At 73.4% G+C, this 24,796-nt stretch carries 17 protein-coding genes; 8 read left to right on the top strand and 9 right to left on the bottom strand.

The features are described from left to right. Nucleotides 1-25: 25 nt before the first annotated feature. Entirely contained in the window at nt 26-1,609 is a 1,584-nt protein-coding gene (locus tag ACZ619_RS31280; protein ID WP_469605998.1) for a phage tail sheath subtilisin-like domain-containing protein, read from the bottom strand. A 362-nt stretch (nt 1,610-1,971) separates the two neighbouring features. Here ACZ619_RS31280 and ACZ619_RS31275 point away from each other — a divergent pair, with 362 nt between their 5' ends. The 4 genes from ACZ619_RS31275 to ACZ619_RS31260 all read left to right on the top strand — a co-directional run bounded on the left by ACZ619_RS31275 (nt 1,972) and on the right by ACZ619_RS31260 (nt 11,693). Next, nucleotides 1,972-7,152 (top strand): hypothetical protein, encoded by a 5,181-nt coding sequence (locus ACZ619_RS31275; RefSeq protein WP_469605997.1) that lies wholly within the window; start codon nt 1,972-1,974, stop codon nt 7,150-7,152. Nucleotides 7,153-7,243: 91 nt separating this feature from the next. Then, nucleotides 7,244-8,719, top strand: coding sequence for an eCIS core domain-containing protein (locus ACZ619_RS31270; RefSeq protein ID WP_469605994.1), 1,476 nt, complete (start codon nt 7,244-7,246; stop codon nt 8,717-8,719). A gap of 99 nt (nt 8,720-8,818) precedes the next feature. Further along, entirely contained in the window at nt 8,819-10,252 is a 1,434-nt protein-coding gene (locus ACZ619_RS31265) for a hydrolase (RefSeq protein WP_469605992.1), read from the top strand. A 4-nt stretch (nt 10,253-10,256) separates the two neighbouring features. Then, nucleotides 10,257-11,693, top strand: a complete 1,437-nt coding sequence (locus ACZ619_RS31260; protein ID WP_469605990.1) for an RICIN domain-containing protein — start codon at nt 10,257-10,259, stop codon at nt 11,691-11,693. A 4-nt stretch (nt 11,694-11,697) separates the two neighbouring features. Here ACZ619_RS31260 and ACZ619_RS31255 read toward each other — a convergent pair whose 3' ends face one another. From ACZ619_RS31255 to ACZ619_RS31245, 3 genes are all read right to left on the bottom strand, one after another. Beyond that, entirely contained in the window at nt 11,698-13,665 is a 1,968-nt protein-coding gene (locus ACZ619_RS31255) for an ATP-binding protein (protein ID WP_469605987.1), read from the bottom strand. Further along, complete coding sequence (locus tag ACZ619_RS31250; protein WP_469605984.1) at nt 13,662-14,321, bottom strand: Pvc16 family protein; 660 nt, start codon at nt 14,319-14,321, stop codon at nt 13,662-13,664. The genes ACZ619_RS31255 and ACZ619_RS31250 overlap by 4 nt, the downstream gene beginning before the upstream one ends. Before the next feature lie 127 nt (nt 14,322-14,448). Beyond that, nucleotides 14,449-15,099 (bottom strand): helix-turn-helix transcriptional regulator, encoded by a 651-nt coding sequence (locus tag ACZ619_RS31245; protein ID WP_469605982.1) that lies wholly within the window; start codon nt 15,097-15,099, stop codon nt 14,449-14,451. Nucleotides 15,100-15,477: 378 nt separating this feature from the next. Here ACZ619_RS31245 and ACZ619_RS31240 point away from each other — a divergent pair, with 378 nt between their 5' ends. After that, nucleotides 15,478-18,216: a LuxR C-terminal-related transcriptional regulator gene (locus ACZ619_RS31240; protein ID WP_469605979.1), complete on the top strand. Its 2,739-nt coding sequence runs from the start codon at nt 15,478-15,480 to the stop codon at nt 18,214-18,216. A gap of 25 nt (nt 18,217-18,241) precedes the next feature. On the opposite strand, the gene ACZ619_RS31235 is transcribed toward ACZ619_RS31240, so the two are convergent. Continuing rightward, nucleotides 18,242-19,477, bottom strand: coding sequence for an amidohydrolase (locus ACZ619_RS31235; RefSeq protein WP_469605977.1), 1,236 nt, complete (start codon nt 19,475-19,477; stop codon nt 18,242-18,244). Between the two features lie 62 nt (nt 19,478-19,539). Between ACZ619_RS31235 and ACZ619_RS31230 the strand changes: the two genes are divergently transcribed. Next, entirely contained in the window at nt 19,540-20,622 is a 1,083-nt protein-coding gene (locus ACZ619_RS31230) for an Lrp/AsnC family transcriptional regulator (RefSeq protein ID WP_469605974.1), read from the top strand. Nucleotides 20,623-20,718: 96 nt separating this feature from the next. On the opposite strand, the gene ACZ619_RS31225 is transcribed toward ACZ619_RS31230, so the two are convergent. Both ACZ619_RS31225 and ACZ619_RS31220 read right to left on the bottom strand, forming a co-directional pair. Then, nucleotides 20,719-21,648 (bottom strand): MIP/aquaporin family protein, encoded by a 930-nt coding sequence (locus ACZ619_RS31225; RefSeq protein WP_469605972.1) that lies wholly within the window; start codon nt 21,646-21,648, stop codon nt 20,719-20,721. Between the two features lie 120 nt (nt 21,649-21,768). Beyond that, a complete protein-coding gene (locus ACZ619_RS31220) occupies nt 21,769-22,434 on the bottom strand; it encodes an SDR family NAD(P)-dependent oxidoreductase (RefSeq protein ID WP_469606116.1) in 666 nt (221 codons plus the stop codon). 389 nt (nt 22,435-22,823) lie between these two features. Here ACZ619_RS31220 and ACZ619_RS31215 point away from each other — a divergent pair, with 389 nt between their 5' ends. Both ACZ619_RS31215 and ACZ619_RS31210 read left to right on the top strand, forming a co-directional pair. Next, entirely contained in the window at nt 22,824-23,255 is a 432-nt protein-coding gene (locus ACZ619_RS31215) for a hypothetical protein (RefSeq protein ID WP_469605970.1), read from the top strand. 98 nt (nt 23,256-23,353) lie between these two features. Beyond that, a complete protein-coding gene (locus tag ACZ619_RS31210; RefSeq protein WP_469605967.1) occupies nt 23,354-23,632 on the top strand; it encodes a hypothetical protein in 279 nt (92 codons plus the stop codon). On the opposite strand, the gene ACZ619_RS31205 is transcribed toward ACZ619_RS31210, so the two are convergent. Both ACZ619_RS31205 and ACZ619_RS31200 read right to left on the bottom strand, forming a co-directional pair. Next, the gene (locus ACZ619_RS31205; RefSeq protein ID WP_469605965.1) at nt 23,614-24,282 is read right to left on the bottom strand and encodes a hypothetical protein; all 669 of its coding nucleotides are present in this window, start codon (nt 24,280-24,282) and stop codon (nt 23,614-23,616) included. The genes ACZ619_RS31210 and ACZ619_RS31205 overlap by 19 nt on opposite strands. Nucleotides 24,283-24,366: 84 nt before the next feature. Beyond that, on the bottom strand, nt 24,367-24,777 hold the full coding sequence (locus ACZ619_RS31200) for a DUF7144 family membrane protein (protein WP_469605963.1): 411 nt from the start codon (nt 24,775-24,777) through the stop codon (nt 24,367-24,369). Nucleotides 24,778-24,796 lie beyond the last annotated feature (19 nt).

The following is a 24,796-nucleotide window of genomic DNA, read 5'->3' as shown; positions in this document are numbered from 1 at the left end:
AAGGGGGTTGGAGGCCTCGGCCCCGCTACTCCTGGAGCTCGCCGCTGCCGCTGGAGAACTGCGCCAGCCGGAAGATGACGAACTCGGCGGGCTTGACCGGCGCGATGCCGATCTCGCAGATGACGCGGCCGACGTCCACCGACTCCGGCGGGTTGGTCTCCTCGTCGCACTTGACGTAGTACGCCTCCTCGGGCCGCTGCCCGAACAGCGCGCCACTGCGCCACTCGTTGACCAGGAAGGCGGAGATGTTGCGCCGGATACGGGCCCAGAGGTTGTGGTCGTTGGGCTCGAAGACCACCCACTGGGTGCCGATCAGGATCGACTCCTCCAGGTAGTTGAAGTACCGGCGGATGTTCAGGTAGCGCCAGGCCGGGTCGGAGGACAGGGTGCGGGCGCCCCAGACGCGGATGCCGCGGCCCGGGAAGGCGCGGATGCAGTTCACGCCGATCGGGTTGAGCAGGTCCTGCTCGCCGCGGGTGATCTGGAGCTCCAGGTCGACCGCGCCGCGGATGACCTCGTTCGCCGGGGCCTTGTGGACACCGCGCTCGGCGTCGTTGCGGGCCCAGACGCCGGCCACGTGACCGGACGGCGGGACCAGCCGGGACTGGCCGGAGGCGGGGTCGAAGGTCTTGATCCAGGGGTAGTACAGGGCCGCGTACTTGGAGTCGTAGCCGGCCGTCTCCTGGCGCCAGACCCGGATCTGGCGGGCGTTGAGGCTCGGCGGCGGGTCGATGACCGCGACCCGGTCGCCCATCAGCTCGCAGTGCGCGATCAGGCCGAGCTGGACGGCCTTGACGGCCTCCAGGTCGATCGCGCCGCGCTGGTAGGCGGCCATCAGGTCGGGCACCGCCACCATGGACACCTCGTCGACGGCCTCCAGGCCGCCGAAGCCGGTCCGGTCGGCCGAGTCACCGAGGTAGGTGGCCGGGCCGGGGTGCGAACCGGTGTCCGCGACGGGGGACTTGGCCGTCGGGGCCGGGGTGGGGGCCACCAGGGCCACCGTCTGGTTGTCCGGACGGGCCAGCTGTGCGGCGGGCGCGGCCTCGGTCACGGTGATGAGCTTGGAACGCTCCTTCACCTGGGTGACGACGTAGTTGCGGCCGCCCTTCTTGGCGGTCACGTCGAAGGACTCGACGGGCTTGCCGCCGTCCTTGACGACCAGCTTGAAGCGCTCGGAGGGACCGTCGCCGTCGGCGTCGGCGACCTCGACACTCAGGTCACCGGAGGCCAGGGCGCTCACACTGAAGGTGCCAAGCTGCTTGGCCTCACCGGGCGGCAGCGCGGCGGGCGCGGCGGAACTCCCGACGGCGGCGGGGGACTTGGTGTCCTCACCGGCGCCCTCGGCGGTGCCGCCGACACGGACGACGTAGGCGGCGGTGCCGCCGTTGTTGAAGAAGCCGTAGACGGAGTGCGCGAGGTAGTACCCGTCGGTGAACTCACCGAAGGCCGCGACGTACTGCGTCCAGTTGGTCACCAGGGTCGGCTCGTTCAGCGGACCGGTCGGGGCCAGGCCCACGAAGGCCGCCACCGAGGTGCCCACCCCCTCGATGGGACGTGAGCCGCTGGCCACCTCCTCGACGTAGACGCCGGGCGACAGGTAGGACGGCATGCTCTGCTCTCCTCGGGGTACGAGACAGGAACGCTCTCCACCCTCGCGCGCGAGGAGGCCGGCCGAAACGTCCGCCGGTACCCGGGCCGGGGCACACCCGTTGCCCCCAAGGGCAGCCCCGGGGGCATCCGCTCGCGATACGACGCTGGTCACCGGGGTGTGATCATCTCAAACACCGTTCGTTCACCGTCCCGTCCGGCGTCCTTCCCCTTGTGGCCCCCTCCTGGTCACGCGTTACCCTGCACGGCCAGGCGGGCTGCCTCCCGCCGCAGGCGCCCGCACGCGCCACCAGGACGACGCGGACGGGGCCCTCCGGTCCCGCTGGGACGAGAGGGCGCGGGATGCGGCGGACACGGAATCCGGTGTCGGGCGACGGCGTGACGGGCGGTGCCCGGGAGAAGCGCCCCGGCCGGCACGGGGCGGACGGCCCCGCCCGCGAGCAGCCGTCGGCGCCGGGCGGCTTCCAGCACGCCGCCGTGGAGATGCTGAACCTGCAGCGAACGGCGGGCAACGCCGCGGTGGCCGGCCTGGTCGAGGGCGGCCGGCAGCCCGCTCCGACCCGTACCCCGCCGCCGGTGCCCACCACGGCTCGGCAACAGCGGCCGCTCACCCTGCCGCCGTACCTGAGCGCGATGACCTCGGCGGGCCTGTCCACCGCCTCCGAGCTGACCGGCCACACCTTCGTCACCGAGGAGGTCACCCGGGTCACCGGGCAGACCGGCACCGAAGTGGACACCATCCAGTCGGAGCTGGCGGGACGCCCGGAGACCTTCTACGGCCGCGGGCGGGCCTTCGCCGTGCCCGGGCCGAAGGGGACCTCGTACGACGTCACCGTCTGCATCCGGCCGCGGGACGGGGAGGACGCGGCCGCCCTGTCGTTCGCGGACACCGCCCAGGGCGAGGACGCCGACACCAAGGTCGACCATCTGCACAACTCGGCGGGCACGATGGCCGCCGACACGGTCCGTACCCGCCAGTGGGGCACCAGCGCCTCCGGCACCGTGCTGGTCCCGACGCCGGCGCCCGGTGTCCTGGCCGGTGCGCAGATCGCCGCCGGAGCCGCCCTGACCTCCTCCCACGACATGCACGACACCCGTACCGTGTCCGAGCCCCGGACCTTCCGCAGCGGCGGCGGCACGGTCACCGCGCGGCGGCGGGTGAGCTACGTCGTGCGGATCAAGCAGCACGGCGCGCGGGGCCGGCACATCGCCAGCGGCGACGGCGGCCTGGTCATGCGGGTCCCGCACGAGCACCTGGTGCCGCACGGCACCGCACGGCCCGTCCCCGGGCCGGAGCTGAGCGAGGAACAGGCCACCTCCGTACGGCAGTCCGTGTCCATGGCGGCGATGGCCGTGGAGGACTCCGGCGGCCCGCACGGCGGCGGAGGCGGCCTGTTCGACACGGTCGCCTCGGTGCTCGCGCCCTGGGTGACCGCGCCCGGCGCGCCCGGCCGGGCCCGGCTGTTCGCGGCCACCTCCAGCACGACCGTGCTCCAGGACCTGCCGCGGCTGCTGGCGGGCTGGGTGCCCAGCGAGGACCTCCAGTCCAAGGACGGCAGCTCGGCCAGCGCGTACCGGATGCGCGCCGACATCGTTTCCCTGGCCCCCGGCTGGGGCGCGGGGCAGACCCAGCTGCGCACCCACCAGCAGAGCGCGCACGGCGCGGGCCGTACCGCCTCCAAGGGCAGCAGCGCCATGGCCGGCGCCGGTCCCGCGGTCGCCTTCGGCCCCCCGGGCACGCCGGTCGCCCGGTTCCAGGGCCTGGGCTCCGCCGCCCTGAAGAGCGCCCGCTTCTCGTCGTCCGACCAGACCGTGGCCACCCGCAAGGGCGCCGAGATCCGCGGCAACAAGGTGCTCTACCTCGGCCGGGTCCGGCTGACCGTCCAGGGCCTGGGGCCCGCGTCCCCCGCCCAGCGGGTGCACCCCGCGCTGCGCACGGCCGAGCACACCCTGGACAGCTGGGTCAGCCTGAGCGCCCAGGAGGCCCAGCACATCGGGCTGCCGCTGCCGGACGGCGCGACGGCGGACCCGCTGTACCGCAAGCCCACCGAGACCGCGCCCGACGGGACCGAGCGCGAGACCGAGCGCCATCTGCCGTTCGGCGCCGTGGGCAACAGCGTCTCCCTCACGCACCTGGACGTGCGCCCCCTCGTCGAGGCGCTGGAGCAGATGTTCGCGTCCAGTCCCGAACTCAGCGGCTACCTGCCCGACTTCGCCACCGGTGACCGGATCCGGGGGGAGGCCCCGGACAAGGACGAGGCCGAGGCGCGCATGCGCAACTACCGGGAGCTGGTCACCGTGCTGTCGGAGGCCAACCTGCGGGCGAAGAAGAACCAGCTGCTGGGGGCCGGGGTGCCGGTGCGGCTGCGCCGGAAGACCACGATGCACTCCCACGACGTGCAGATCCGGGTGCGCGGCCGGGTCGGCGAGCTCACCTATCTCGGCGACACCGACAACTGGCTGGTGCGCAGCAGTTCGGGCGTCGCCTCGGGCGGGCAGACCGGCCGGGCCACCGGCCGCCGGGCCGGTGTGCAGGGCAGTGCCAACTTCACGCTGATCCCGGGCGCGCTGTCCTTCGGCGTCGTCGCGAACGCCGCGGTGGAGAGCGCGCGCCGGGTCCAGGGCGGGCCCGCGGTCCGCAACGACTCGCTCAACAGCGGTGACGTGAAGACGAGTACGTTCGGCACCCGGCTGATGCTCGACGCCAAGATCACCATGACCACCCGGGACCGCACCCTCAAGCGCTCCCTCACCCCCGGCAGCCCGGGCCGCGAGCAGCCCGAGGCCCGGGCCGTCGCCTCCCTGGGCGACCTGGACGCCGAGGAGCCGCAGCACTTCGACGGGACCACGCAGGGGCAGGACGTGAAGCTGAGCACGCCCGCCGCGCTCACCGTGGGCGCCGACGAGCACCGCAGGGCGACCGGGCGGCGGTCCAGGCCCGCCAGGTTCCATCTGCCCTCCCAGGCCACCGGCATCAACGACATGCTCACCCGGGCGCCCGGCCTGGACGGCGAACGGCAGGTGCGGGACTGGGACTTCGTGGAGACCGTCGGCGACGGCAGGCAGTTGCAGCGGCTCGCCTACCAGCTGCTCGCGCAGGCCGCGCGCAAGGGCGACCGGGACAAGCCCGGCGACACCGCGTACGAGGCGGAGGGGCTCGCCCCGCGGCTCGCGCTGGAGGAGCGGCTCGGCCCGGAGTCCATCACCTCGGCCCTGCGGCAGGCGGTCGGCACCGGCTGGGTGGTCGGCGACCTCAGGCACGCCCGGCGCATGGCCGCGCTGAACGGCGCCGTCGGCACCCGGCTGGCCCTCACCAACCCGCGGGTCCTGCACCGCAGGCCGGAGCAGAGCGGGGTGGGCGGGGCCGGTGTCGAGAACATGGTCCTGGGCGGCCACCAGGCGTCGGGGCAGCACGCGGCGACGAAGACCAAGGCGGTGACCTTCAACGGCACCGGATCGGAGCGCGGCGACGGGTGGTCGCTGGCCGAGAGCGTGTCGCCCGCCTTCGGCGCGTCCACGACCACCACCGACACGTCGACGATCGGCGGCACGATCGAACGCAACTCCGTCCATCCGCGCTCCCGGCCGCTCTACCTCGTCCAGTGCGACCTGTCCGCGTGGATGGTGGCCGAGGTCACGGTGAACGGCCACGGCCCGTACGCGAGGTCGCAGCGGCTGACGGTGCCTGGCTCCGTCGGGCTCTGGCTCACCGAGCCGCAGCTGCGCAAGGCGGGCCTGCGGACGCCGGAGGAACGGGCCCGGGAGCAGGAGCGGGCGCTGGCAGAGACCGCGGCCAAGTGGGGGCCCGCGCCGAAGGACGGCAAGGCCACGAAGAGCGCGGAGAAGGCGACGGACCCGAAGGACCCGAAGGGCAGGCTTCCCGAGCGCGCGGCGGAGGGGTCCGGCGGCCGGGAGTCGCGGGTCGCTCCGCCCCCGGCACCGCGGGACGTGTCCGGCGTGCCGGGGCTCGCCGCCCACCTCCCGCTCGGCGCCGGCCTGGTCGGCGACCTGCCCGACTTCGTGCCGCTGCTGGGCCGGCTGCGCGCGGCGGTCCCGGACCGCAAGCTCGCGGAGGAACTCCTGCCGACGCGGGTGCTGGACGACCGGTTCGAGAACGTGCAGCGGCTGCTGCGGGTGCTGGACCAGGACGGCGCGGTCGGGCTGCTCGCCGGGGCCATGGACGGCGGCGTTCCCGTCGCGCTGCTGCGCAACAGCTCCGTCCCCGGCCGCCGGGCCACCTCGTACTGGGCCGTCTTCCACGTCCGCCGCACCGGAGCCGGCACGGTGGACGGCCCCTCCGGCAACGACCGGGAGATGGAGTTCGCGACCGTCGCGTACTCCCAGCGCGCGACGAGCAGCCAGGAGAGCAGCACCAGCGGGGTCGACGCCTCGCTGACCGGCGCCGGCAAGCCGCACGACGACCTGATCGGCAGCGCGGGCGCCGTCGCGGGCCCCGGCGTCGGGAAGAACACGGCGACCAAGCGGGCCGCGGGCGCCCGGACCCAGACCGGCCTGCGCACCATCGTGGACACCGAGCCCGACTCGGTGAACGTGCGGGTCCCCTTCAAGGCGGAACTCGAACTGCGCTCCGCCGACGGGCAGCTGGCGTCGGTGGACCTCGACGGGTCCCTGCTGCACCGCGCGCTGGAGAACGACCTCAGGGCGCTCGCCCGGGCCCGGCCGGAGCGCGCCGCGGCCCCCGCCCGGGCCAGTGGGAACCCGAGGCCCGACGCCACCCCGGCCGCCCTGGACGCATGGCGTGCGGACGGCGCGGAACTGCCCCTGGAGTGCCAGGTCAACGGCTTCCGGGGCGCACCGCAGATCCGGGACCTGATCGGCCGGGCCATGGCCCAGGCGCACGTCGGCGGCGGTTTCCGCAAGGCCGGGAACGCGGCCCACTACGCCCAGCAGGAGGCGGTGTCCACCGAGTGGCTCACGGCGGCGCTGCCGCTGCTGGCCTCGGCCGGCGCCCAGCTGCCGCCGGTGCACGTGTCCGGGGTCGAGGGCCAGGACATCTCCTGCTCCCTGCACGCGCGGCTGCGCGAGGGCGAGATCCTCGGCCGGAGCGACAAGATGACCTTCGAGGCGGTCGCGCAGAGCGGTCCGGAGGGACGTCCGGCGGCCACGGACGCGCAGCACTCCTCCCACCACGGCCGGTCCGCGCGGATCATGGGCGGCGAGGGCCCGGTCCGCGCCGACTACTCGGGCATGAACAGCGTCCCGATCACCTACGGCCGGGACGGCGGCCCCACCGACGCCGCGGGCAGCGCCGCCGGCACGGTGCCGTTGCGCAAACCGAAGGCCGCCTCGATGCTGGTGCAGTTCACCCTTCAGGTCCGGGCCGTGGCCCAGGTGCGGCACCGGCACACCGGAGCGCTGCGGGATCCGGCGCGGGCGGTCGGGGTGCAGGACTACACGCTCACCTACCCGGTGGTGATCCGGATGCCGGAACCGGCCCTGCGGCGGATGACCACCGCCGCGCGGGGCGGCCACGCGCCGGCCGACCCGCACGACGTGCTGGCCCCGGCGGACGGAGAGTCCTGAGACGTTGCCCCCGGGACTGCCCGAACGCTCCTTGTCCGCCCGGTCCCGTCCTCGTAGTTGTGGATGAGCGTCCGTCGCCGAAAGGTAGTTCATGCACGCGCAGGAGGAACACGACCAGGCCGGCCGCCCGCGGGTCGTCCGCCGCCCGGCGGAGCGGGAGGCGTCCGCCGACGCCGGCCGTACCGGCGCGACCGGCGCCGCGGCGGAGCTGCTCGCTCTCCAGCGGACGGCGGGCAACGCGGCGGTGACCCGCACCGTCGAGGCGTCACGCCACCGGCACGACGCGAGCTGCGGCCACACCCCGGCGGTGCAGCGGCAGACGGCCGGCGAGGAACTCCACGAGCACGGGGCGGGCTGCGGTCACACCACGGCGGTGCAGCGCAAGGCCCTGGTGCACCGGGTGATCGAGTCCCCCGGCCGGAGCATGGACAAGTCGCTCCAGTCGGAGATGGAATCCCGGTTCGACGGCGCGGACTTCAGCGGCGTACGGGTGCACACGGGTTCGCTGGCCGAGGAGTCGGCGAAGGAACTCGGCGCCAAGGCGTACACCACAGGCCCCAACATCGTGGTCGGCGACACCATGACGAAGGAGGACTGGGCCCACGAACTGACGCACTACAACGATCAGTTGCAGGGCCCCGTGCCCGGCACGGACAACGGTGCCGGGGTGCGCGTCTCCGACGTCAACGACTCGGGTGAACGCCATGCGGTGGACAACGCGCGCAGGGTGATGAACGGTCCGGCGCCCCAGGTGCAGCGGATGCCGGCGGACGCCGGGACGGGCGCCGCCACGGCCCGGGTGCCCGGTGCCGCGGGCCCGGTGGCGGTGCAGCGCACACTGAGCAGCGAGTTCGTGAACGGTGTCCGCGAGCAGCTGGGCATCACGGAAGGCACCGTGAAGATCGTCAAGGTGCCCAAGGGCGTGGCCGCCAGCAAGAAGTTCGGGGAGTACGAGCCGGGGTACGTCATCGGCCTGTCCGGCGCCGAGCTGGAGGAGAGCGTGGCGTCGCTCAACGGCCGCCAGGACGGGGACACCCCTGCCAGCGACGTGGTCGAGCAGGCCGGCGGCGGTGGCTACCTGCGGGAGTCCGGCATCATCCTGGTCAACGCCGATCCGCCCGCCAAGTACACCTTCGACCAGGTCGTCCAGCACGAGATGGGGCATCTCAAGCAGGTGCAGGCCGGGTTCGACGTCGACATGGCCGGCGCCAAGCGGGCCCTGGTCGAGTACCACAACATCCTGGTGAACGAGAACCGGTTCCTGACCGAGATGCGCCAGGAGTACACGGACGCCGACAACACCCTGTCCAGCAAGGCCAGGGAGCAGGCCGAGGCCAACGAGGAGACGCGTCCGTTCACGCCGTTGAGCAACCCGTGGACGTCGATGTCGCGCTACGTCGCGGCGCACGGGGGCGAGTCCCAGCAGAGCCTGCTGAGGGCGATCGAGGCCGAGCTGGCGGATCCGAAGTACGACGAGAAGGCCGGCAAGGGAAAGTTCGCGCCGACCCTGCGAGCGAAGTTCCAGCGACGCACGGCGACGATGTACTGGAACCACATGTTCTCCTAGGCCCGGGGCCGGGCGGCGCCCCAGCACTGCCTCTTGGGGCACCGGAGCTGCCCCGATGCCTCCTGCGCGGGCTCGGTACTCGGCGCTACCGTCCGGACGGTGAGCCTGTGGACCTCCCTGGAACCCGCCTCCGCGACCGTCGATCCGGGCGGCAGCACGCGCGTCCGCCTGCGGCTGCGCAACACCGGTGACGTAGTCGACGAGTACCACTTCGAACCGGTGGGGCCCATCGCCCCCTGGACGGAGATCGAGCCACGGACGCTCCGCCTCTATCCGGGGACCACGGGCACGGTCGAGCTCACCTTCTCGCCGCCGCGGACCCCGGACGCGACGGCCGGCCCGAACCCGTACGCCGTGCGCATCACGCCCACGGAGCACCCCGAGGCCGTCACCGTCCCCGAGGGCAACATCACCATCACGCCCTTCACCGAGGTCCGCGCCGAGCTGGTGCCGCCCACGGTCAAGGGACGCTTCCGGGGCCGCCCCAAGCTGGCCGTCGACAACCTGGGCAACACCAAACTCACCGCCTCCATCAGCGGCTACGACAACGGCGACCAGCTGTCGTACGACATCCACCCGAGCAACGTCCAGATCGAGCCCGGCCGCGCCGCCTTCGTCAAGGCCACCCTCAAGCCCCGGCGGATCATCTGGTTCGGGCCCAAGGAACAGCGGCCGTACCAGCTCACCGTCCAGCGGTCGGGGGTCAATCCACAGCCTGTGGACGGGACGTACATCCAGCGCGGCTTCCTGCCCCGCTGGCTGGCCACCCTCTTCGGCACCCTCCTCGCCCTCGCCATCACCTTCGCCCTGATCTGGTTCAACTACAAACCGAACTTCAAGAGCCTGGCGACGGAACAGGTCCAGGAGGCCGGCGTCAGCTCCATCGCGCCGAGCCCCTCGGTCACCCCGACCCCGCCGCCGGCGCCCAGCGTGACGCCGTCGTCGGCGCCCGTCGCGGACACCGGGAACTCCGGCAGCGGCGACGGAGGAGGCGGTGGCGGCGGCGGCGCCGCCGCGACGGCCACCGTCACCGCCAAGCCCAAGGCGGACACGGCCGCGACCGCCGTGAACCGGCTCGCCTCCTCCGACCCGGCCGGACGGCACGTCTGCTACCGGTCCTTCGTCCAGGGCACCGGCTGGCAGAAGCCCGTCTGCGACGGCACGATCTCCGGCACGGTCGGCAAGAACCTCCCGATCAAGGCCATCAACGTCGCGGTGTACGGCGCCCAGGGCACGGCGGGCAACGCCTTCGTCTACGACTCCCAGTCGACCAACGGCCAGGGCAAGTGGAACCCGAACTGGACGGCGATCGTGGCCGACGGCAAGGACAACTACATCGGCAGCACCAAGAAGGACGACCCGTACCTGGAAACCTTCACCATCAACGTGGGCTCCGGTCAGATCTGCGGCTACGCCCAGGTCCACAACGTGGGCTGGGGCGACCAGGCCTGCAGCGACGCCCGCCCCAACCTGCTCACCCTGGGCACCTGGGACAACACTCTCTGGCTCGAAGCCTTCAAGCTGACGGTGTGACACGATGACTCTCTGGACCTCCCTCGAACCCGCCTCCGCGACCGTGGACCCCGGCTCCACGACCCGGGTACGGCTGCGGCTGCGCAACACCGGTGACGTGGTCGACGAGTACCACTTCGAACCGGTGGGCCAGCTCGCCCCCTGGACGGACGTCGAGCCGCGCTCGATCCGCCTCTACCCGGGCACCACCGGCACGGTGGACCTGACGTTCTCGCCGCCGCGGACCTCCGACGCGACGGCCGGCGCGAACCCGTACGCCGTGCGCATCACGCCCACGGAGCACCCCGAGGCCGTCACCGTCCCCGAGGGCAACATCACCATCACGCCCTTCACCGAGGTCCGCGCCGAGCTGGTGCCGCCCACGGTCAAGGGACGCTTCCGGGGCCGCCCCAAGCTGGCCGTCGACAACCTGGGCAACACCAAACTCACCGCCTCCATCAGCGGCTACGACAACGGCGACCAGCTGTCGTACGACATCCACCCGAGCAACGTCCAGATCGAGCCCGGCCGCGCCGCCTTCGTCAAGGCCACCCTCAAGCCGCGGAAGATCATCTGGTTCGGGCCCAAGGAACAGCGGCCGTACCAGCTCACCGTCCAGCGGTCGGGGGTCAATCCACAGCCTGTGGACGGGACGTACATCCAGCGCGGCTTCCTGCCCCGCTGGCTGGCCACCCTCTTCGGCACCCTCCTCGCCCTCGCCATCACCTTCGCCCTGATCTGGTTCAACTACAAACCGAACTTCAGGAGCCTGGCGACGGAACAGGTCCAGGAGGCCGGCGTCAGCTCCATCGCGCCGAGCCCGACGCCCAGCGCGCCGCTCGCCGCCGCGCCGGAGCCCACCCAGTCCCAGGTCGTGCAGCAGCCGGAGAACGACACCAGCGGGCAGTCGGACACGCAGGCGGGCGGCGGCGAGCCGTCCCCCTCGGCGACGAAGAAGAAGACGCCCAAGCCGGTCGTGCCGGCCCTGAACATCCTGCTCCGCAACACCACCACCAAGAAGTGCGCGGACATCCCCGGCTACGACAAGGGCACCAGCAACGGCCCGGTGCGCGAGTACACCTGCAACGAGACCACCTCCGACAACCAGTTGTGGAACCTGGAGGTGCTCTACCCCAAGGGCGGTCCCGGCAGCGCGGCCCTCTTCCAGATCCGCAACGTCAAGGACCAGCTCTGCATGGACCTGCCCGGCGAGGGCTCGGCCCGGCTGTCCGCGCCGATCACCGAGTTCGAGTGCAAGGGCACCAAGGCTGACAACCAGCTCTGGTGGATCGACAAGCAGGCCAGCGGCGCCTACTGGATCCGCAACTTCGCCAGCAACAACCTCTGCCTGGACGTGGCCGGTTTCAGCACCGGCACCAACGACACCAACCTCACCCTGTACTACTGCTCCAACACCGACGACCAGGAGTGGCAGATCGTCCACCCGTCGTCGGACGACTAGCGGTTCACCAGGTGCCCGGTACCAGGCGGCCGGCCTTGCGGTACTCGCGGCGGGCGCCCTCCAGGAGGTCGGCCGCGGTGACGAGGTCCCCGCGGCCGGCGGCCAGGTAGGCGGCGGTGACGACGGCGCTGCGGATCGAGCCGCCGGCCAGCTCGAAGTCACGGGCGAGCGGGCCGAGGTCGAGGGGCTCCTCGCCCGGGACGTGGGCCAGACCGTGGCGCCACAGGGCCAGCCGCTGCTCCTCGTCCGGGAACGGGAAGTCGATCACCAGGTCGAGGCGGCGGGTGAAGGCCTCGTCGATGTTGGCCCGCAGGTTGGTGGTGAGCAGCGCGATGCCGTCGAAGGCCTCCAGGCGCTGGAGGAGGTAGGCCGACTCCATGTTGGCGTACCGGTCGTGGGCGTCCTTGACCTCGGAGCGCTTGCCGAAGACCGCGTCGGCCTCGTCGAAGAGCAGCACGGCGTCGGTGCGGTCGGCCTCGGTGAAGATGCGTTCGAGGTTCTTCTCGGTCTCGCCGACGTACTTGTCCACGACGGAGGAGAGCTGCACCACGTAGAGGTCGAGGCCGAGTTCGGCGGCCACCACCTCCGCGGAGAGCGTCTTGCCCGTGCCCGACTCGCCGGCGAACAGGCCGAGCACCCCGCGGCCCCGGCCGCCGCCCGCGCTCAGCCGCCAGTCGCCCAGCACCCGGTCGCGGTGCCGGGCCCGCAGCGCCAGTTCGCGCAGTTCGGTGAGGGGGCGTTCGGGCAGCACCAGGTCCCGCCAGTCGACGGCGGGCCGGATACGGCGGGCGTGCTGCTCCAGCCCGGAGGCCGACTGCTGGCGGGCGGCGAGCCGCACGTGCGCCGCGGTCAGCGGCGTACCGTCGAAGGCGGCCAGGTCCCGGGCCGCCCGCGCCGCGCGGACCAGCCGGTCGCCGCTGAGGTGGTACGGGGCGACGGTGGCCGCGAGATCGAAGCCCGTGGCGTCCGGCAGGGCGGCCGCCCAGGCGTCCAGGGCGGCGGCGCGCCGGGAGGGCACCTCCAGGACGAGCGGGTCGGTGTGGTCGCACCACTGGGGGTCGTAGGGCCTCGGGCTGGTGACCAGCACGGTGACGCCGTCCGCCGCCACGCCCAGCGCCCGTACCAGCGGGCCGGGTCTGCCGGAGCCCGCGTCGACCAGCAGCGCGCGCCCGGTGAGCCGGGCCTCGCGCAGCACCTGGGGGACGTGCTCCTCGGAGCCGGCGTAGTGCAGTGCCGTCAGGCCCGCGCGCCGCAGCGCGCCCGTGACGCAGCCGAGCGCGTCGCCCTCCCGCCGCTCCCGCAGATAGGCGAAGAGCGGCCCGGCGCCGATCCGCCCGGCCAGCAGCCCCACGAACTCCTCGTCGGCGGGTTCGCCGTCGCCGGTCACCGTCCGCAGCAGGCCCGTCAGCGCCTCGTCCGGGGTGTCGTCGCCCAGGAGGTGGGCCAGCACCCGGTCCGGGACCCGCAACGAGCGGCTGAGGAAGGGGCGTTCGGGCTCCTCGACGGTGACGAGGCCGAGCGTGGCGAGCGGGGCGGTGGAGTGGAAGCGGGCGCGGGCCTCGGCGTGGTGGGCGGGGACGCCGCACAGGTCGAGGGCGAGGCCGACGGTGGCGCGGCGGCGGCCGACGTCGTCGTTGAGGTAGCCGTAGAGCGGCTCGAAGGTGCGGTCCAGGTCGGGGGCGAGGGCGAGGAGCAGGAGCGTGGTGTCGAGCGGGGTGAGGCGCAGGCGGGCGGCGAGCGCGGCCAGCCGGTCCGGGAAGTCCTGCTCCAGGTCCGGGAGTTCGGCCGCCGTGCCGGCCGGGTCCAGCAGATGCCAGACCGCCTCGTCGGAGAGGTACAGGCCGCGCAGCGGGTCGCCGGCCGTGGGATCGTCGGCCGAGCGGTGCGCGACCAGGGCCGCGACCCGTTCGCGCAGGCCGTCGAGGCGGGCCAGCAGCGGGGCGGCCGGCTCCAGGGAGACGTCCACGGTCACGCGCGGGTCCCCCGGGCGGCCTTGGCCTCGGCGATCTGACCGGGCCGGTGGGCCCGCTGCTCCAGCACCGGGGCGTCCTCGCCCACCCCGTCGCGCACCCGTACCGCGGCACCCTCGGTGACCGGCGGACCGGCGTCGTACTCCGGGTAGGCCGGGAACGGAGCCGTGAACACCACGTCCAGGGAGGGCTTGAGCTCACCGCCGAGCGCGGACCAGATCTCCGCCAGGGAGCGGGCCTCGCTCTGGATGCCGGCGACCGACAGGGGCACCGTCAGCCCCAGTTCGCGCAGCGAGCCGGACAGTTCGCCGGCGTGGATCAGCTCTCTCGGGATCAGCGTCGCCAGTACCGCGCTGATCAGCCGGTGTTCGTCCTCGGGCCGCTTGGCCCACGCCGTCACCAGGTACGACAGCCGGAACCAGCGCGGCGGCTGGCGGCGCCTGACCACGACGTCCCGTTCGTCACGGATGTCGATGTGCCCGCGCTGACGCCGGTTCACATCCTCACGGATGTCGTACAGATAACAGTTGATCACCGGGCCGTTGCGGCGGGCCGCCCAGTCCCGGGTCGGGGCGTCGAAGGAGACGTCGATGCCGGAACCGGTCAGCGCACCGCCGGTCAGCAGCTTCTCCAGCACCTGGTCCACTTCGTGGATCACGCCGTACTCACCACCTCATGGACCTGTCCGCACTCGTTTCCCATCCTGCCCTCCACCCCGCCCGCGGCCGCAGGAACGGCCGGGCAGACCCTGCTGCCCGCGGGTCCGGTGTCGGATGCCCGTTCGATCAGATGTAGCCTTCCCTGAGGGCATGGGCCACGGCGTGGGCCCGGTTGCGCAGATGCAGTCGGGTCGTCAGCCCGTGCATGACGTTCTTGACGGTGCGCTCGGAGTAGGACAGCTTGCTGGCGATCTCACCGGTGTCGAGTCCCTCGGCGACCAGCCGCAGTACGTCCACCTCCCTGGCGGACAGCCCGGAGGCGGGCGCGCCCGGCCGTCCCGCCGCGCTCCGGTGCAGGGTGCCGACCTGGTTGATGAGCCGGCCCAACAGGTCGGCGGGCAGGTCCCCGTCGCCCCTCGCGGCCGCCAACACGGCCTGTACGAGCCGGATCTCGGTGGCCTCGTGGCGCCATACGATGGCACCGACCCCGCATTCGATGACATCGAGCAGTTCGGTCTCCCGCAGCGCCCCGACCACGAGCACGGCCCGCGCCCCCTCGCTGCGCACCACCCGGCGCAGCCGGGTCAGTTCGGGCTCGTCGAGGCTGTCACTGATGAGCAGCGCCACCGTGCCCGGCCCCGTCTCCGACTCCTCGCGCAACTCGATCTCCGGGTGCCGCCGCAGCTGGCTGATCGCGCCCTCGCGGGAGATCGGGTCCGGCGCGTACACGGTCACTGGCGTCCGCCCGACCGCAGCGAAAGAGCTGTTGCTGACCAACCGCTTCCCCTATGTGCACGTGCCCGTCACCCCTGAGGGAACCGTGACGGGCGGGATTACCCCAGCCTGGTGTGACCGAAGGGGCAGTGACAATCGTGGAGCACCACGACAGGGACCACGAGAAATGGGAGCGCGCTGTGGAGGGTGCCCCGGGCGGCCGAGGGGCCGCGGGCCGGCGGACGCCGTTCGCGCCCCTTTGGCGATGGAGGCGGTGACCCCACATTCTGGGGGCGCGCACCGCGGCGAGCGTGACCGGCCCGTATCGAATGTGCCGCCTCGGCAACAAACCCCGCGCGGACCCCTGCCCCCAAGAACTTCTCCCGTTCCCGCTCCCTCTAACCCCCCGAAACCGAACCAGTGCACCGCGAGGAGCCAGGAATGACCTGCTCGTCCTCTGAACTCGCCGACGCCGCAGCCCTGTTGGCGGAGGAAGCCGACCGCGCGAGAGCCGGCAACGGCCGCCTCGTGCTGCTCCGCGGTGCCACCGGAACCGGCCGGACCAGCGTCCTGGAGGCCGCGGCCCGGCAGGCCACCGCCCTCGGCATCCGCACGCTCCGCGCCCGCTGCTCCCTCACCGACTCCGCCATCTCCTTCGCCACCGTCCTCCAACTCCTCGGACCCGTGCCCGAGTTCGCCGATCTCGCGATCGACGGCGACGAACGGTCCACCGCCGCCGGGCTCTGGCGGGTGCTGCGCGCCTACGCCGAGGACTCCGCGCTGCTGGTCACCGTGGACGACGTCCACCTCGCCGACGCGGCCTCGCACCGCTGGCTCGTCGAGTCCGCCCGGCACATCGACCGTTTACCGATCCTCCTCGTGGTCAGTGAGCGCAGCCAGTACGACCTGGACCCGCCGGCCCCCGGCTTCGCCCACACCATCCCGCCGTCGCTGATCCGCAGCCACACCCTCGCCCCGCTCGCCCCCGAGGCCGCCGCCGGCCGCGTCCGCGCCGCCTTCCCCACCGCGACCCGGGAGTGGACCGAGGACTGCGTGCGGGCCGCCGCCGGCAGCCCGCTGCTGCTGCGCGCCCTCCTGGACGACCTCGCCGGGACCCGGCACACGGCGGTGCCCACCACCACGGCCGCGCTGTACCCGGGCGCCTACCCGGCCGCCGTGCGCTGGTGGCTGGACAGCGCGGGACCCGCGACCACCGAGGTGGCCCGCGCCCTCGCCGTACTGGAGGAGGACCGGGACCCGGACACCGCCCTGCCCGCGGACGACCTCGGCGCGCTCCTCGCCGAGCTGGCCGCCGCCGACCCCACCCGGGTGGCCGGCTGGCTGACCGCCATGACCAACCTCGGCCTGCTCACCGAGGGCCCCGACGGCCACCCCCGCTACACGCACCCGCTGCTGCGCGACGCGGTGCTCACCGGGCTGCCCGCGTCCCGGCGGCGCGCCGTGCACCTGGCGATCGCCGAGGCGATGCTGCACCAGGACGCCCCCGTCGAGTCGGTGGCCCGGCAACTCCTCGCCACCGGCCCGGTGCAGGCGCCCTGGGCACTGCCCCTGCTCCAGGACGCGGCCGAACTGGCGCTCTGCGACGAGCGCCCCGACGACGCGGTCGGCTATCTGCGCCGCGCCCTGGAGGAACCCCTCTCCGACGACCAGCGGCAGCGGCTGCTGACCGAGCTGGGCTCCCTGGAGTACGCCGCGCCCCGCTCCTCCGCGGCGATCCCCCGCCTCGCCGAGGCGCTCCGGCTGCCCGCCGCCCCGCAGGACCGGGTGCGCGCCGCCGTCGCGCTGGGCACCGCGCTCAGCGGCCGCGGCCGCACCCGCAAGGCCGTCGAGATACTGCGCTCGGTGGACGGCGAACTCGACGGCCACCCCGACCTGGCCCGCACCCTGCACACCGCGACCGCGCTCCTGTCCGACCAGGACCAGGAGGTACGGCAGGAGGTCTACGGCCGGCTCTCCGAGGCCGCCGAACGCACCCCCGAACTGGTTGGCCCGGCCGGCCGGGCACTGCTCGTACGGCACGCGGCCGGCGCGGGCCTCGTCTCGGCCCGGGACGCCATGCGCAGCCTGCGCGCCCTGCTCGCCGAGCCCAACGACCCGCTCACCGAGCCCTTCCTCGTCGGCACGGCGGCCACGGTCGCCCAGTGGGCCGACGAACTCGACGAGGCCGACCGGCTGGTGGACCGGGGCCTGGCCGGGCAGCGCCCCGACCTGCTGCACCCCATGCACCAGGCGCTGATCAACAGCCGTACCGACATCGCGGCGGCCCGCGCCGACTACGCCCACCTCACCGACTTCCCCGAGTCCGTCACCCCCACCAACACCCACGCGCACACCCTGATCGCCCTCGTGGACACCGGCCGCACCGCGCAGGCCGAGCGGCTGGTCGCCGGGATGGACCTGCGGGAGTCACCGGAATCCTGGGAGCTGAACCGGTTCCTCTACGCGCGGGGAGTGGTGCGGGCCGCCGCCGGTGACCCGGCGGGGGCGCTGCACGACTTCCTGGAGTGCGGCCGCCGCCAGACCGCCCGCGAGGTGATCAGCCCGGTGGTCACCCCGTGGCGGTCGGCCGCCGCCGAGTGCCGGCTGGCGCTCGGCCGCCCCCTGGACGCCATCGCGCTGGCCGAGGAGGAGCTGCGGCTGGCCCGGATCTGGGACACCCCGCGCACGGTGGGCCGGGCCCTGCGCGTACTCGGCACCGCGACCGGCGGCCGCCGCGGCCTGGAACTCACCGAGGAGGCCGTACGGCTGCTGCGCGACGGCGGCCCGGCCGGCACCGAACCGGTCCTCGCGCTGATCGCGCTGGGCCGCCAGCTGACCGCCGCCGGGGAGGCGAGCCGGGCCCGGGACCGTCTGCGGGAGGCCGCGGGACACGCCGAACGGCTCGGTGCCGTACGGCTGTCGGAACTCGCCGAACGGGTGCTGCGCAAGGGCGGCGCCCGCTCCCCCCGACGCCGTACCGGCGCCGCCTCGCTCACCGGCAGCGAGCGCCGGATCGCCGAACTCGCCGCCGAGGGACGCACGAACGGGGAGATCGCGGCCCTGCTCCATCTGGCCCGCCGCACCGTGGAGACCCATCTCACCCACACCTACAAGAAACTGGGCATCCGCCGGCGCGCGGACCTGCGCCCGGCGCTCGACCAGCACACGCCCCGCCCGTAGCGGCCGCCACCGGGTCCCCGGCGGGTCAGGGGGCCAGCCAGTGGCCGGCCGCCGCGAGCAGCGCCCGTACGCCCGTCTCGACGGTCGGCTCCGGGACCGGGGCGAAGCGCGGGGAGTGGTTGGAGGGGATCTGCGGCGGGATGCCGTCACGCACCAGGGCGCCCAGGTCGACGCCCTCGTAGAGCTTGTGGTCGGCGCCGCCGACGAACCAGAACACCGACGGCGCGTCCAGGGCCGTGCCGAAGGCGCCGAAGTCCTCGCTGTTGGGGACCGGGGACGTCAGCTCGAAGGTGAGCCCCGGGAACTCGGCGGCCAGCGCGGTCTGCACCGCCCCGGTCGCCGCGGGGTCGTTGTGGGTGACCGGGAAGGAGTCGATGGTGACGATCTCCGGCTCCCTCGGCGCCCCGGAGGCGGCGGCCTCGGCGCGCACGATCCGCTCCACCGCCGCCAGCACCCGCTCCCGGACGGCCGCCGTGGTGGACCGTACGTTGATCTTCAGCTCCACGGTGTCCGGGATGATGTTCTCCTTGGTGCCGCCGTGGATCGACCCGACCGTGACGACGGCCTGCTGACCGGCGGCCACCTCCCGGGAGACGATCGTCTGAAGCCGCATCACCACCGCCGCGGCCAGCACCACCGGGTCGACGGTCGCCTCCGGCGTGGAGCCGTGACCGCCCCGCCCGAACAGCGTCACCCGCATGCTGTCCGCGCCCGCCATCAGCGCCCCCGCCCGGGTCCCGACCAGCCCGGCCGGCGCGCCCGCGACATGCTGGGCCAGACACACGTCCGGCCGCGGGAACCGCTCGGCGAACCCGTCCGCGAGCATCTTCGGCGCCCCGCCCACCTCCTCGGCCGGCTGGAACACCACGACCGCCGTCCCGCGCCACGCGTCCCGCACCGCGGCCAGCTGACCGGCGGCCCCCAGCAGCCACGCCACGTGCATGTCGTGCCCGCAGGCGTGCATCACCCCGTCGGTCCTCGACGCGTACGGCAGCCCGGTCTCCTCCCGCACCGGCAGCGCGTCCATGTCGGCCCGCAGCAGCACGACCGGCCCGTCCCCGTTGGCCAGCACCCCCACCACCCCGGTGCCGCCGACGCCCTCGGTGACCTCCCAGCCCTGCTCCCGCAGCCGCCCCGCGACCACGCCGGCGGTCCGCTCCTCCTGGAAGGACAGCTCCGGGTGCGCGTGCAGGTCCTCGTAGAGCGCCCGCAGCTCGGGGAGCCGCTCGCGCAGGCCGGTCAGGAGGGGGCTGGTGCTCATGACGTCGTCTCCAGGGGTGGGTGGGTTGCTTGCCCGTCGGGTCCAGGATCAGGATCGGGCCCGTGACCGAACTTCGCTCCACAACGCCGGAAAACGACGCCCACGGGTCCCCGCCACCGGATTCCCGCGCCGGTGCCGGCTTCGCCGAGCTGGACCTGGCCCTCGTCGACGCCCTCCAGACCGCCCCGCGCGCCCCCTGGACCCGGATCGGCCGGGCCCTCGGCGTGGACGCGACCACGGTGGCCCGCCGCTGGACCCGGCTGCGGGACTCCGGCCTGGCCTGGATCACCGGCTACGACGCGGCCCGCACCGCGACCGTCGGCTACGTCGAGGTCCGCTGCCGTCCCCGTTCGGCCGCCGCGGTGAGCGCGGCCGCGGCCCGGCTGCCCTGGGTGTTCAGCGTCGAGGAGACGGACGGCACCCACGAGCTGTTCCTCAGCGTCGTCGCCACCGACCTGCCCACCCTCGGCCGGGCGGTGCGCGAGGGGATCGGCACGCTGCCGGGCGTGCGCGCCGTCCGCACCCGGCTGGGCATCACCCAGTACGGCGAGGGCAGCGACTGGCGCACCCGGGCCCTGGAACCGGCCGACCGGGCGGCCCTCGGACCGCCGCGGACACACGGCCGCACCACCGGGTACAGCACGCACATGTACGACCGTCCGGCCCCCGAGGACCAGGCCCTGCTGGCGGCGCTCGCCGAGGACGGCCGGCTCGGCTGGACCGAACTGGGCGCCCGCACCGGCACCGGCGAGCACGCCGCCCGGCGCCGGCTGGGCCGGATGCTCCGCGAGGGCACGGTGACCATCCGCTGCGACCTGGCCCGCCCGCTGGCCGGGCTGTCCGCCGCGCTGGTCTACCGCGCCCGCGTCCCGCACGGCGAACTGGACCGCACGGGCGGCGCGCTGGCCCGGATGGAGCAGGTCCGGCTGTGCGCGTCCGTCAGCGGACCGCACAACCTGCTGCTGGGCGTGTGGCTGCACGGCCTGGCCGCGGTGGGGGTCTTCGAGTCGCAACTGGCGGAGCGCTTCCCGGCGCTGGAGATCGCGGACCGGTCGGTGGTGCTGCACTCGCCGAAGCGGATGGGCCGGCTCCTGGACGAACGGGGCCGGGCACGGGGCCGGGTGCCCTTCGGCCTGCCGGAGTAACCGGGCCGGGCGGGCACCCGGCGCGCCCGGCGGACCCGGAACCGAGGGCATCGCCGGCACACGCCCGGCGATGCTCCGTACCCCGTACCCCGTTCCTCAGTCCGTCGGCCTGGTGCGGCCCGGTTCCGGCAGTTCGCCCAGCTGGAGCCGGGCGTGCAGGGTGTCGCCGATGAACAGGTCGTAGATCAGCACACCGATCACTCCGCCGATCAGGGGACCGACGATCGGGATCCACCAGTAGCCGCTGAACCACGCCCCGTCTCCCGGGAACGCGTAGCTCTTCCACCCGGCGAACCAGGTGAGCAGCCGCGGCCCGAAGTCACGGGCGGGGTTGATGGCGTAGCCGGCGTTCGCGCCGTAGGACATGCCGATGGCGGCGACCACGAGACCGATGACGAACGGTCCGAGGTTGGAGCCGACGGCCGTGTTGCGCAGGTCGATGACCGCGACGACCAGCATCACCAGGAAGGCCGTACCGACGATCTGGTCGATCAGCGGCCCCCAGGTCCCGCCGTGGAAGTACGGCGCCGGGAAGGTGGCGAAGATCGAGAAGGTCGCCTCGGTCTTCCCGTTGACCTTGGGCGGTTCGGACGCGGCGTCGAACGCGTTGATCGCGTCGTGGTAGACGAGATAGACCAGCGCGGCCCCGGCGAGCGCGCCGAGCACCTGGGACACCCAGAACGGCACGACCTTGACCCAGGGGAACTTGCGCCGCACGGCGAACGCCAGGGTCACCGCCGGGTTCAGGTGGGCGCCGCTGACGCCGCCGGCCACGTAGATGCCGAAGGTGACGGCCAGGGCCCAGCCCCAGGTGATCAGGAGCCAGTCGCCGGCGGCCAGGAAGATCGTCGTGGGGGTGGCCGCGCGGCCCGACCCGGGCAGTGCCGCGACCGCCATCGCCACGACACCGCAACCGAAGGAGATGAGGACGAAGGTCCCCAGGAACTCTGCCAGGCACTCGCCCAGCAGGCCGCCGCGGCGCCTGAGCGTGGACGGCTTGAGGAGAGGAGGTATTTCCACAGCCATTTACTGGCCCCCTTTGAGGAGCAATCAGGCCGAACACCATCTTGACGCACAAATGATGTTTACGCAGAGCGGCCCGACCGGGGTCCTGACGGGCGCGGGCCGGGGGCGCGGGCCGGGGGCTCAGCCCTCCAGGTCGTCGGCGTAGTGCCGGAACCCGTGCCGGTCGCGGTGCATCCCCCACAGCGTCTCGGCGAGCACCTCGGGGTCCTTGCGGGCGTGCCCGGCGACGATCGCCCCGGGGATGACCAGCTGCCCCACGTGGATGCCCTCGCCCGCGAGCCGGTCGTGCAGCAGATGCCCGTACGCGCTCTCGGCGGCGAAGGCGATGGAGGTCCCGGCCCGGTCGGGGTGCGGGATGACGGCGGTGCCGCCGTTGACGAACAGGATCGTCCCCCGCCCCAGCTCCCGCATCCCCGGCAGCACCTGCTGCACGGCGGCGACCGGCCCGTACACCGAGAACTCGACCGGCCCGACCAGATCGGCGTGCGTGGTCTCCAGCACCGGCCGCATGAAGTCCGGCTGCGGTACGGGGCTGTACTGGAGGATCTCGACGGTCCCGAGTTCCGCACCGGCCCGGCCCAGCGCGTCGGCGAGGGCGAGCGGATCGCGCACGTCGGCGGCGAAGGCGCGGGCCCGGACGCCGAGCCCCTCGATCTCCCGGGCGAGGGCACCGAGCCGGTCCGCGTCCCTCGCGACGAGCGCGACGTCGTACCCCTCCCGTCCGAACCGCCGCGCGACGGCGGCCCCCAGTCCGGGCCCGGCCCCCACGATGGCCACACAACTCACGACGCTCACGACTCCCGGCACTGGGACGACGGCCTTGCACCTACCACTTCACACGTACCCGCCCCCTCCGCCAGCTCCGCGCTCGGCACACGGTCCGTCGCCCCTGGACCGAACGGCGTCACGACCTCAGGAACGGCCTGCCCGGTCCGGTCGTGGCCCCCGCCCCACGCCCGGCCGTCATCGGACCGCCGAGGCCACCGGTGATCGCCGGTCGCTTCGTGTTCTCGCCCGTGTGGACAGCGCGTTCCCCCGTCCGTCATGCTGCGCGTGGCGTGAGGGGGCTGGAAGTGACGGAGCAGGCGCAGGTCGGGGCAGGGGCGTTGGGGAATGTCCGTTATCGACTGACGGCGTTGCAGCGGCTGTTGTCCGTGCTACCCGCCCTCATCGTCATGACCTTTCAGTTCCTGACCTTGCTGGGTGGGGGACTGCGCGGGCCCGGTTCTCCGCCGGTGCTCATGTGGGCGGTCATGTGGGGTGTCCTGGTGCCCCTGGGGGTGGCCGTCTCGTGGAACGCCGGGATCACGCTCACGCCGTCGGTGGCCGAGGTGCGCGCCTTCCGCCGCAGAACCATCCCGTGGTCGAACGTCCAGGCCGTCCAGATCGAGTCCCTGATGGGCAACCGGACCGTGGTGATCTACGAGGCGGGCGGCCGCCGCACCCGTCTGCGGGCGCCGATCACCGGTTTCCTCACCTGGGACGACGCCTTCGAGGCGAAGTTCCACACCATCGGCAGATGGTGGCTGGAGCACCGCGGCCCCGACTGGGTGCCGATCCCGCCACCGGGCTCGCCGTGGGGCAACCCGTACCTGCCTCCCACGTAGCCGGAGACGAGGACGGAGAACGGGACGGAGAACGGGACGGAGACGGAGACGGATCCTGACGACTCCGTCTCGTCATCCGAGCACCGCACCATGAGGCCATGCGAGTGGTGATGGCGCTGACGGCGCTCGGACTGGTGCTCGGAACGGTCTCCGCGGTGAGGCACGCCCGCGGGGGCCGGTGGCTGCGGGCGGCCGAGGTGTTCCTGCCCGCCCTCGGTGTGAACGTGATGCTGTTCGGCGGTGTGGACCGGGGCGTCACCGCGCTCTGCCTGCTGGGAATCCTGCTGATCGGCGCCGGGCTCTGCGCCGAGGTCCTCTCCTGGTGGCGCAACCGGGCTCGGGAGCGGGCCGGGCGGGCTCAGTCCTCCGGGGGCTGAGCCTCCATCAGGCGTTCCGCGATGTCGTCCGCCCAGGTCTGGGCCCAGTGGCGCAGGCCGTCGACCGAACCGGCGTCGAGACCGTGGGCGGTGAACTCGCGGTCGTCGATCCAGTCCGTGGCGGTGAGGCGGGACTGGAGGTCGCCGAGGTCGAACGTGTCCCGGGCGTGCCGGCGGCCCAGGTCCTCCAGGTCGGGCAGGGTCCAGCGGGCCGCGGCGGCGTGCACGACCAGGAGGTCGCTGGGCAGGCCGCGGTCGGTCAGGGCCCACACCCGCATGCCGACCACGTCCTCCAGGGAGAGGACCGGGCCGAGATCCGTGCCGGCCGGCGGCTGCCAGAGGGCCTCCTTCAGGATGTCGACCTCGCACTCCTCCTCCGTGACGGCGTCGGTGACGACGAGCCGCGCGGAGAGCGGGTCCGGCTCCCGGACCACGACGTGCCAGCCGCGTTCGCGCAGACCGGACGCGACCGACCCGGCGATCATCCGCATGGGCGCCGGATGCTGGGTGGCGACGTCCAGGGTCCGCCCGGCCCGGTCGACCAGACCGTGCGCCAGGGCCGCGTGGTCGCCGCTCAGGACCAGGGGGTAGACGGCGCCGACGGACAGCACGTCGGGCAGCAGGCGCCCGTGCAGCTCGGTGACGTTCACGTGACGGTCGGTGTCCCGGGTGCCGGCGGATGTGACATGGGGCGATTATCGCCGCCGGCCCGGGCGCTGTCGTCCAGAAGCGCCCTAGGACTTCACCGGCTCGTACACGGCCAGCGCCCAGATCACGAAGAAGTCGACGGCGATCATGATCAGTGACCAGAGCGGGGCGTACGGCAGGAAGAGGAACTGGGCGACCATGCTCACCGCGGCCATGAAGATGCCGAGCATCCTGGCCCAGCCGGCGCCCTTGAGGATGCCGGCGCCCGCGACGGCCGCGATCACGCCCAGGATCAGCAGGATCCAGCCCCAGCCGGTGAGGTTGATCTTGTAGACGTAGTCGTGGACACGGGCGTACACGTCGTCGGCCGCGATCGCGGAGATGCCCTGGAGAACGGCGAGGACGCCGTTCATCAGCAGCAGGATCCCCGCGAACACGACCCCGCCACTGGCCCACCCGCCGCCGCGGGCGGGTGCCGGATGCGTCTGCTGGCTCATGGGTACGACGATCCGGGCC

It is taken from the genome of Streptomyces sp. NPDC104367 (assembly GCF_055583825.1).
This window is presented reverse-complemented; position numbering and strand designations above follow the sequence as displayed.